Below are 6927 nucleotides of genomic sequence, written 5' to 3' on the forward strand. Positions count from 1 at the left end.
TTTTGACACAGATGCCATTGAGCAGTTTAACCAATTTGCTTGCTACCGAGAAGAAGTAAAGGATAAGGTAGAACGAATCTATGGTCCACTTCAGCAGTATGGCAACAGTTTGAGCAATCCCCGTTATTGGAATTGGAATGACACGCCCTGGCCATGGCAAGTCTAAAGGAGGATCAACATGTGGATTTATGAGAAGAAATTACAGTACCCTGTGAAAGTCAGTCAATGTAATCCTACTCTCGCTAAATTTTTAATCGAACAATATGGCGGTGCAGATGGAGAATTGGCAGCTGCCCTTCGATACTTAAACCAAAGATACACCATACCAGATAAAGTAGTTGGTCTCTTAACAGATATTGGAACGGAAGAGTTTGCTCACCTTGAAATGATTGCCACCATGATCTATAAATTGACCAAAGACGCTACCCCAGAACAATTAAAAGAGGCAGGGATTGGTGACCATTACGCGAACCATGATAAAGCGCTGTTTTACCATAATGCTGCCGGCGTCCCATGGACAGCTTCTTATATCCAAGCCAAGGGAGATCCCATTGCAGATCTGTATGAAGACATTGCTGCTGAAGAAAAGGCTAGAGCGACGTATCAGTGGATTATAGATATGTCGGATGATCCCGATTTAAATGATAGCTTGAAATTCTTAAGAGAACGGGAAATTGTACATTCTCAGAGGTTTAAGGAAGCAGTGGAAATTTTAAAAGAAGATCGGGACAAGAAAAAAATCTTTTAAGTGTTTTATCATCGCTAGGTATACATCCTGATGTCTTTTCAAAAGAGATTCAGTGGGTTCATTGACAGATTTTATAGAGAAAAGCAAAGGTTGGACCCTTCCACAAGCTCTCAATCCCCTTTTGGACTTGCAGGAAGGAGGCACGCCTTATTCCAGTAAACTAATTGTATATATTCGTGATGTAAGATATACCCTGTGACGGCTAAACCCTTCTCTCGTTGGAGTGGCATAACGACAGAAACCCATATTCATCGTATAATCCATTATCGATTCCCTTCCTAAACCTTTTTGTCATCACAATTCCCTTCCTACCTTATAAAATGAAGCTATTCCTTGTCTGTCGGAGAGCTAATTTGATCTTTTCGCAGATCAAAAAATAACTGACCATTCGTTCCCAATACTGCGTAGAATACATTTTTAGCTAACACACCGTTTTTTTTCTAATTCAGTCCTTAACCAACTGCGGGATAGGTTATGTTCTCTTAGATTTTTATCGATCACTTTCCCATCCAAAATTAATTCAATAGGAAATTGTTCCTTTGGGTGAACCACGATTTGCAGGTCCTGTTTGGTTACATTTCGATACGCAGGCTTCTTTAAAATGGATAAATGGCCATCAGGTTCCAAAACAGCATACTCCACTTCTTCTATATTAAACACCTCCTTTTCCCTTAAAGCCTGGTTTAATGAATCCAACGTATAATTAACTTTTTTCATGTTTCCTTCCAGAATCGCCCCATTTTCCATAAGGTCAGTTGGATGACCAGACAACCAATAACGTGCCTGTCTGCTTTTTAAAGACAGTGTTGTCATCATAAATGCAATGAACCCAAATAAGAGTAAGGAAAGAAGAATCGAGAAAGAGCTTATTTTTATGTTAAAAGCTAAGTTCGCTGTAATACCGCCTAATGTGATGGCAGCAATAAAATCATGCAGGGTCATTTGTGAGATGGTTTGCTTACCTAAAAAACGTGCAACCACCATAAAAGCTAAAAATGAGATACTTGTCCTAAAAATGATTTCCATGGTCTCTGGCATAGGAGGTCACCTTTTACATTATTGTTTAACAGCTATATTGTTTTACTGTGCGGCGCGTTTATTCATTTTGAATGCCTAAAGATCAAAACCTTTTTTGAGTGAAAAGCTGCTTAGTAAGTGAAACCTTTCCTATTATCTATAACCAAGCAACCACCTCAACGAATTAACATATGAATATAAAAAAGTTTCTAGGGGGACTAATAAGTGGTGAGACTATAACAAAGAACAACTCAACAGACATTGATAAGCTCGTTGAGACATTAAATACTATGTTTGAAAGCAGAGGTTGGAACCGGTAAGCATATATTTGACGTTCTATATTGACCGCCTACAGCAGAATAGACACGAGGAGACTAAGAAAGGAGAAGGTTCTTTGTATTAGCAGGGAACACCATGGATACAATGAGGAGAGGACTCAGGGACAGAACAATTTGCCATCTTCCCTATCACCTCCCGGGTCCGACCCTCACTATTTCAGGAGCCTCTGGCTCCTGTTTCCTTTTTTAATATTTTTTCGGTTTTTTTTAGGTGTAGGATGGTGTATGTTACTCCAACTTCAGCAGTACGCACCCCAGTAGTAGAATCGTCCATCACCTCAAATAGTTTTAAGGGAAGATGGAAAAAATAAAGCTTTGCTCTTTCTCTATGTTAGCCTCTTTATATTCTCGTATAAGCAATTTCCTATATGGGCATCTTAGACATTGTGGAGGTGAATGAAATGAATAACCAAAACCAACAAAATGCTCAGCAAAGAAGGAACCAAAATGCCCAAGCTGGTCAAAGTCAAGGTTTTAAAAACGAATTTGCTAGTGAAACAGACGCTCAAGAAGTTCGTCGACAAAACCAGCAATCTCAGCAGCGTAAGCAACAAAACCAACAAAACCAACAACAATAGTTACCTTCCACAGAGGAACCTCTTTATTCAGAGGTTCCTTTTTTCTTCCTAGGTGAATAGTAAATACTACTGACTTCTCTGAATATTTTGGTTCAGGTTGATGACTAAAAATATTTATTAAAGGAGAGAATTTTGAAAGGCAACAGATAAGAAGAAGGAATAGGAAAACAATATTTTTAAATTCTATGTAAACATACCTTATAGAACAAAGTCGGTGACAAACAATGAGCACAAAACCTCATCAATACGAAATGAAAGCATCTGAATTAGGTTGTGTCCTTATTTCTTACAACTTTGGAGTAGGAATTTTAACGCTTCCAAGAGATTTGGCTTTAAGTCTGGATACTTCCGATGGATGGATGACTGTCCTCTTAGCAGGTTTCATTACTCTCCTGTTAGTCTATTTCTGTGTCACTTTGCAAAAACACTTCATCCGCGAAAATGTTTTTGAGTACTTGCTGAAAGGACCTTTTAGTAAATGGATAGCTTTTCCGTTAGTTCTTTTGTTCCTCGTGTATTTTATGTTAGTGGCTGCTATGGTCCTTCGCTATTTTGGTTTAGCTTCAAAAATGTATTTGCTTGACCAGACTCCTACTGAAGTTCTTGTGATGGTTATGTTGATTATAAGTGCTTATGCCGCCTCAAAAGGTATCGAAGGCATCATATTTTTAAATATCTTATTCGTGCCCACCATTATCTTAGCGTTAAGTAGTGTCATTGTTTTAAATATCGGTAATGCTCAGGTGGAAAAAATGTTTCCAATATTGCCAGAAGGCTTGTTTCCTGTTTTTGAAGGTGTCTTTGTTCCTTTGTTTGCTTTAAATTTCTTTATTCCCTTATTTTTTTGCTTGGTTTTTTACCTCATAAAGAAGTAAAAAACAAACCATTGTTCATCAGCGTGAAAATAATTTAGTCCTGCTAAGTATTATCTATTTAAGGTTTATTACATTACCCTCTTTTTTATGGAACTTCCCAGGTACCCAACCTTTTTATGTCTTATTAGCCTTAAACACTATATATTGTTACAAAAGACTAAAAAAGAGCAAGGGATAATTACTTCCTTGTTTTTATTTTTCATTTTCTTCTTTCCTAAGAGAGAGGAGAAATTTTATGTCTTTATCTATTTTCTTGACCAACTCAACGTCATGACTCTCCACGGCCTTTCTTCTAATTTCATTTGCAAGTTCAATAAATTCTAGACTACTCTTTTCCACATCACATAAGTCCAAATATTCCGCCTTTTTGTCTCGGTTGGGTGCCTCATGGACGTTTTCTTCATTTCTTTCTTGATCAAACGGTTGATCCTTTTGCAAGCATCCCATGGTTGGACTACCTCCTTCACCCTTTGCTTTTCCTTACGATAACATAGAATCTTGCTTACCGTGGAGTAAAGCACATGGAGTGTTATATTCTTATGAAAAACCTAAAAACAGGTATGAATTCAATTCGGGAAATACATAAAAACAACCGTCTTTTCCCTCACAACGTCCTTTCTTTGAACGAAAGAAGGGCTTTTTTTTTGCTATTTTATCATGCTTTATTTCCCCTTTGTTCTTGATCGGCTGTTTACCCCCTCTTTACATTCCCCATCTAATCATTCAAATCTTATTGGCTATAAACGTTAGAGTCAAAGTAGTACCATGCCATACACCCTGCTTTTGAAAATAATTCCTTACATAGGCCCTGTCCTTTTTCTTTATACTAACAAGGATTCTGGACAAAGGAGGAAGGATTGTAATGACTGTAGCTACTCAAATTAAGCAGACGTTGGCAGGATTAAAAAGTGCTCAGGCAAGCCTAGAAACGTTTGCCCTGCAGACGGAAAATCAACAAGCAAAACAGACCTATCAAAATCTGGCTCAGCAGACGCAAAATCTAGTCAACAGCTGGATGTGAGAATGAAGCAGGTGGAACAGGAAGAGCCTCAATATTCACAGCAATAGAATACAGTGTGCCAAATACAGCCCGGCTTTCTCTAGAAAGCTGGGTTTTTTGTAGTCTGCGGTTACAAAAAATATAAAACAGATTACTCACTTCTCCTTCGCTGACTTCTCGTCTGACTTTTCCCTCCAAACATTTCCTTTTCTGAAAGACTCCTAAGAAAGCCAGGACATGTTAAGACCAGCCGAAAAGCCGAGTAGCTTTTTACTCATATTTTTGTATGTGCAAAGGCAGGGACCCGTCCCATTCAGCATATAACACTCTTCTGATGTTAGGTATGCCGGCTTTGTTTAATTCATTCAAAATCTGGTCCTTAGTCCAGTTTATTTCTTTGAGGTTATCTTCCACCCACTCCCCATCTAGAATGACACTCATAGGAAGATAAGAAGAGGCTTTAGGTATATTTAAATCTTCTTTTGTTGGCGTGGCAGCACGATCTGCTTTCATAACGCTAACCGACCCATTCGCCTCTAAAATAGCATACTGTACATCTTTCAAGCTAAAAATATCCTTATCCCGGAGAAGGTGCTGCAGTTGGTTTATGTCTAACTTATTGCTCTGTAACGCTTGATAATCCAATTGTCCGTTTCTAATTACAATCGTAGGTTTCCCTTCTAAAACATTTCTGGACCTTTTTGAATTTCTGAGTGATTTTTTCAATTGTTGAAATGAGAACCGTCCAGACAAAGATGGCATAGAGAACGTATGTCACATGAATCTCTTTATCATAAATTGCATTCCCAACAAGTTCACCTAAAACTAAAGCAGAAATAAAATCAAAGGGGGTAAGTTGGGTAATTTGAGTTTTACCTAAAAGCTTTGTAACCACTAAAAGAGCAAAGAAGCCTATGAGAAGTTCAACGGTTAAAAATCCATAATTTGTATTCATATTCCATCAACTTCCAAAGTGTTTTTTTATACTATTTCCCTCATTTGCCAAAAAATACAGGATTCACTCAAGAGATTTAATCGATGAATGGACACAGAGTGGCAGATGTAATCGAAACGCTGTTCTTCAGACCAAAAAGAACAGCCCATCAGTTGATTTACAACATCCTCCAAATAAGAAATACATAAATGGAACTGAATTTTTCATACTAAAAGGAGAAATGTAGAAGGTTGGAGGTGCAGGTCAATGAAACCGAAACACCTAACATGTGTGCTGATGCTTATCGCTTCCTTTGTTTTTATGACTGCTGGCTGCCAACAGCCTCCTGAAATATCCGGACATACGGAAGTGTCGCCGCCAGAGCCTGTTAAAAACGCTGCGGCACCGCTCCAGGCAAGGGCCGAGGAAGCCAAAGCTATAATTCGGGCTATGGAAGAAGTGACAGATGTCACAGCGGTAAGCTTTGAAAAAGAGCTTTATATTGCACCGCAAGTGAAGCACAGTGCCCGTTTACGTCTGAAAGAGATTAGAGAAGCCGGTCACAGGAAGCTCACCAAGCGCTGGCCTGGAATGACGATTTATTTGTCCACAGACCAGAAAGCCTATATGGAGCTTGAGAAACTAGAAAGAGAGGTGCACCAGCGCCAGCTTACCAAAAGCGATATCAATAAACGATTAGGTAAAGTGCAAGAGTACATGAAGGGATAACAAGGGGGATAAAGAGGTGGCAAATGAAAAAAAGAAAAACCTTACACCAGTCCAACAGGAATATCAAACACTGGCGAAAGGAAGAGAACCTGAACGGCCCGTCGTGCAAAACTGCATCCGTGCTTTTTGGGTCGGGGGCCTTATCTGCTTTGTAGGACAAGCGATTCAAACTTTTTTTCTTCATTTTTTTGATTTTAATGAGCAGACGGCAGGCAATCCTACCGTTGCAGTGTTAATCATTCTATCGATTTTGTTGACTGGATTTGGTGTGTACGATCGCTTTGCCCAATATGCTGGAGCCGGGACAGCGGTTCCTGTTACTGGGTTTGCCAATGCCATGGCAAGTGCGGCCATCGAGCACAGAACAGAAGGATATGTCCTGGGAGTCGGCGGCAACATGTTTAAACTGGGTGGATCGGTAATTGTGTTTGGAAGTGTCGCTGCCTTTTTTATCGCTCTCATTCGCACCATCTTAATACAATGGGGGGGATTATAATGTTAGCTGGCCGCCAGTCATGGGTTTTTGAAAACAAACCGGCAATCATTTCAACAGGAGTCGTTGGCGGGCCATTTGAAGGAAAGGGACCGCTAAGCAATGACTTTGACGCCCTTCATGAAGATTTGTGGATGGAACAGGATTCTTATGAAAAGGCTCAAAAAAGTACTTATGGAGGAAGCGTTTCAATTTGCATTAGATAAGCGTGGATT

The 6927-nt window shown here is 39.3% G+C and carries 7 protein-coding genes and 4 pseudogenes; 8 read left to right on the plus strand and 3 right to left on the minus strand.

Translation table 11 applies throughout. From position 1 onward, the window contains the following. Nucleotides 1-16: 16 nt before the first annotated feature. On the plus strand, nucleotides 17-166 hold the full coding sequence (locus JCM19033_RS21275) for a spore coat protein CotJB (RefSeq protein ID WP_083465642.1): 150 nt from the start codon (nucleotides 17-19) through the stop codon (nucleotides 164-166). 12 nt (nucleotides 167-178) lie between these two features. Next, entirely contained in the window at nucleotides 179-748 is a 570-nt protein-coding gene (gene cotJC / locus JCM19033_RS21280) for a spore coat protein CotJC (RefSeq protein ID WP_054637838.1), read from the plus strand. Nucleotides 749-1074: 326 nt separating this feature from the next. Here cotJC and JCM19033_RS21285 read toward each other — a convergent pair. Continuing rightward, nucleotides 1075-1786 (minus strand): annotated as a pseudogene (locus JCM19033_RS21285) (YetF domain-containing protein). A 718-nt stretch (nucleotides 1787-2504) separates the two neighbouring features. Here JCM19033_RS21285 and JCM19033_RS21290 point away from each other — a divergent pair. Together JCM19033_RS21290 and JCM19033_RS21295 are read left to right on the plus strand one after the other, a co-directional pair. Further along, on the plus strand, nucleotides 2505-2681 hold the full coding sequence (locus JCM19033_RS21290; RefSeq protein ID WP_054637839.1) for a gamma-type small acid-soluble spore protein: 177 nt from the start codon (nucleotides 2505-2507) through the stop codon (nucleotides 2679-2681). Between the two features lie 224 nt (nucleotides 2682-2905). Further along, nucleotides 2906-3556: a GerAB/ArcD/ProY family transporter gene (locus JCM19033_RS21295; RefSeq protein WP_054637840.1), complete on the plus strand. Its 651-nt coding sequence runs from the start codon at nucleotides 2906-2908 to the stop codon at nucleotides 3554-3556. Between the two features lie 192 nt (nucleotides 3557-3748). On the opposite strand, the gene JCM19033_RS21300 is transcribed toward JCM19033_RS21295, so the two are convergent. Beyond that, on the minus strand, nucleotides 3749-4003 hold the full coding sequence (locus JCM19033_RS21300; RefSeq protein ID WP_054637841.1) for a hypothetical protein: 255 nt from the start codon (nucleotides 4001-4003) through the stop codon (nucleotides 3749-3751). A gap of 415 nt (nucleotides 4004-4418) precedes the next feature. Between JCM19033_RS21300 and JCM19033_RS21305 the strand changes: the two are divergent. Then, nucleotides 4419-4624 (plus strand): annotated as a pseudogene (locus JCM19033_RS21305) (DUF1657 domain-containing protein). A gap of 202 nt (nucleotides 4625-4826) precedes the next feature. On the opposite strand, the pseudogene JCM19033_RS21310 reads toward JCM19033_RS21305, so the two are convergent. After that, nucleotides 4827-5511 (minus strand): annotated as a pseudogene (locus tag JCM19033_RS21310) (DUF421 domain-containing protein). 246 nt (nucleotides 5512-5757) lie between these two features. Here JCM19033_RS21310 and JCM19033_RS21315 point away from each other — a divergent pair. The 3 genes and pseudogenes from JCM19033_RS21315 to JCM19033_RS21325 form a co-directional block, all read left to right on the plus strand. Further along, the gene (locus tag JCM19033_RS21315; RefSeq protein ID WP_054637842.1) at nucleotides 5758-6219 is read left to right on the plus strand and encodes a hypothetical protein; all 462 of its coding nucleotides are present in this window, start codon (nucleotides 5758-5760) and stop codon (nucleotides 6217-6219) included. 16 nt (nucleotides 6220-6235) lie between these two features. Then, nucleotides 6236-6715: a stage V sporulation protein AC gene (gene spoVAC, locus JCM19033_RS21320; RefSeq protein WP_054637843.1), complete on the plus strand. Its 480-nt coding sequence runs from the start codon at nucleotides 6236-6238 to the stop codon at nucleotides 6713-6715. Next, nucleotides 6715-6927: pseudogene (locus JCM19033_RS21325) on the plus strand (stage V sporulation protein AD); the annotation flags it as partial. The gene spoVAC and the pseudogene JCM19033_RS21325, both read left to right, overlap by 1 nt.

This window comes from Thalassobacillus sp. C254 (genome assembly GCF_001310615.1).

Bases quoted from the DNA above. Each gene is read 5' to 3' on its own strand.
- JCM19033_RS21315 (WP_054637842.1), top strand. From the start codon at position 5,758: ATGAAACCGAAACACCTAACATGTGTGCTGATGCTTATCGCTTCCTTT.
- JCM19033_RS21300 (WP_054637841.1), bottom strand. From the start codon at position 4,003: ATGGGATGCTTGCAAAAGGATCAACCGTTTGATCAAGAAAGAAATGAA.
- JCM19033_RS21295 (WP_054637840.1), top strand. From the start codon at position 2,906: ATGAGCACAAAACCTCATCAATACGAAATGAAAGCATCTGAATTAGGT.
- cotJC (WP_054637838.1), top strand. From the start codon at position 179: ATGTGGATTTATGAGAAGAAATTACAGTACCCTGTGAAAGTCAGTCAA.
- JCM19033_RS21290 (WP_054637839.1), top strand. From the start codon at position 2,505: ATGAATAACCAAAACCAACAAAATGCTCAGCAAAGAAGGAACCAAAAT.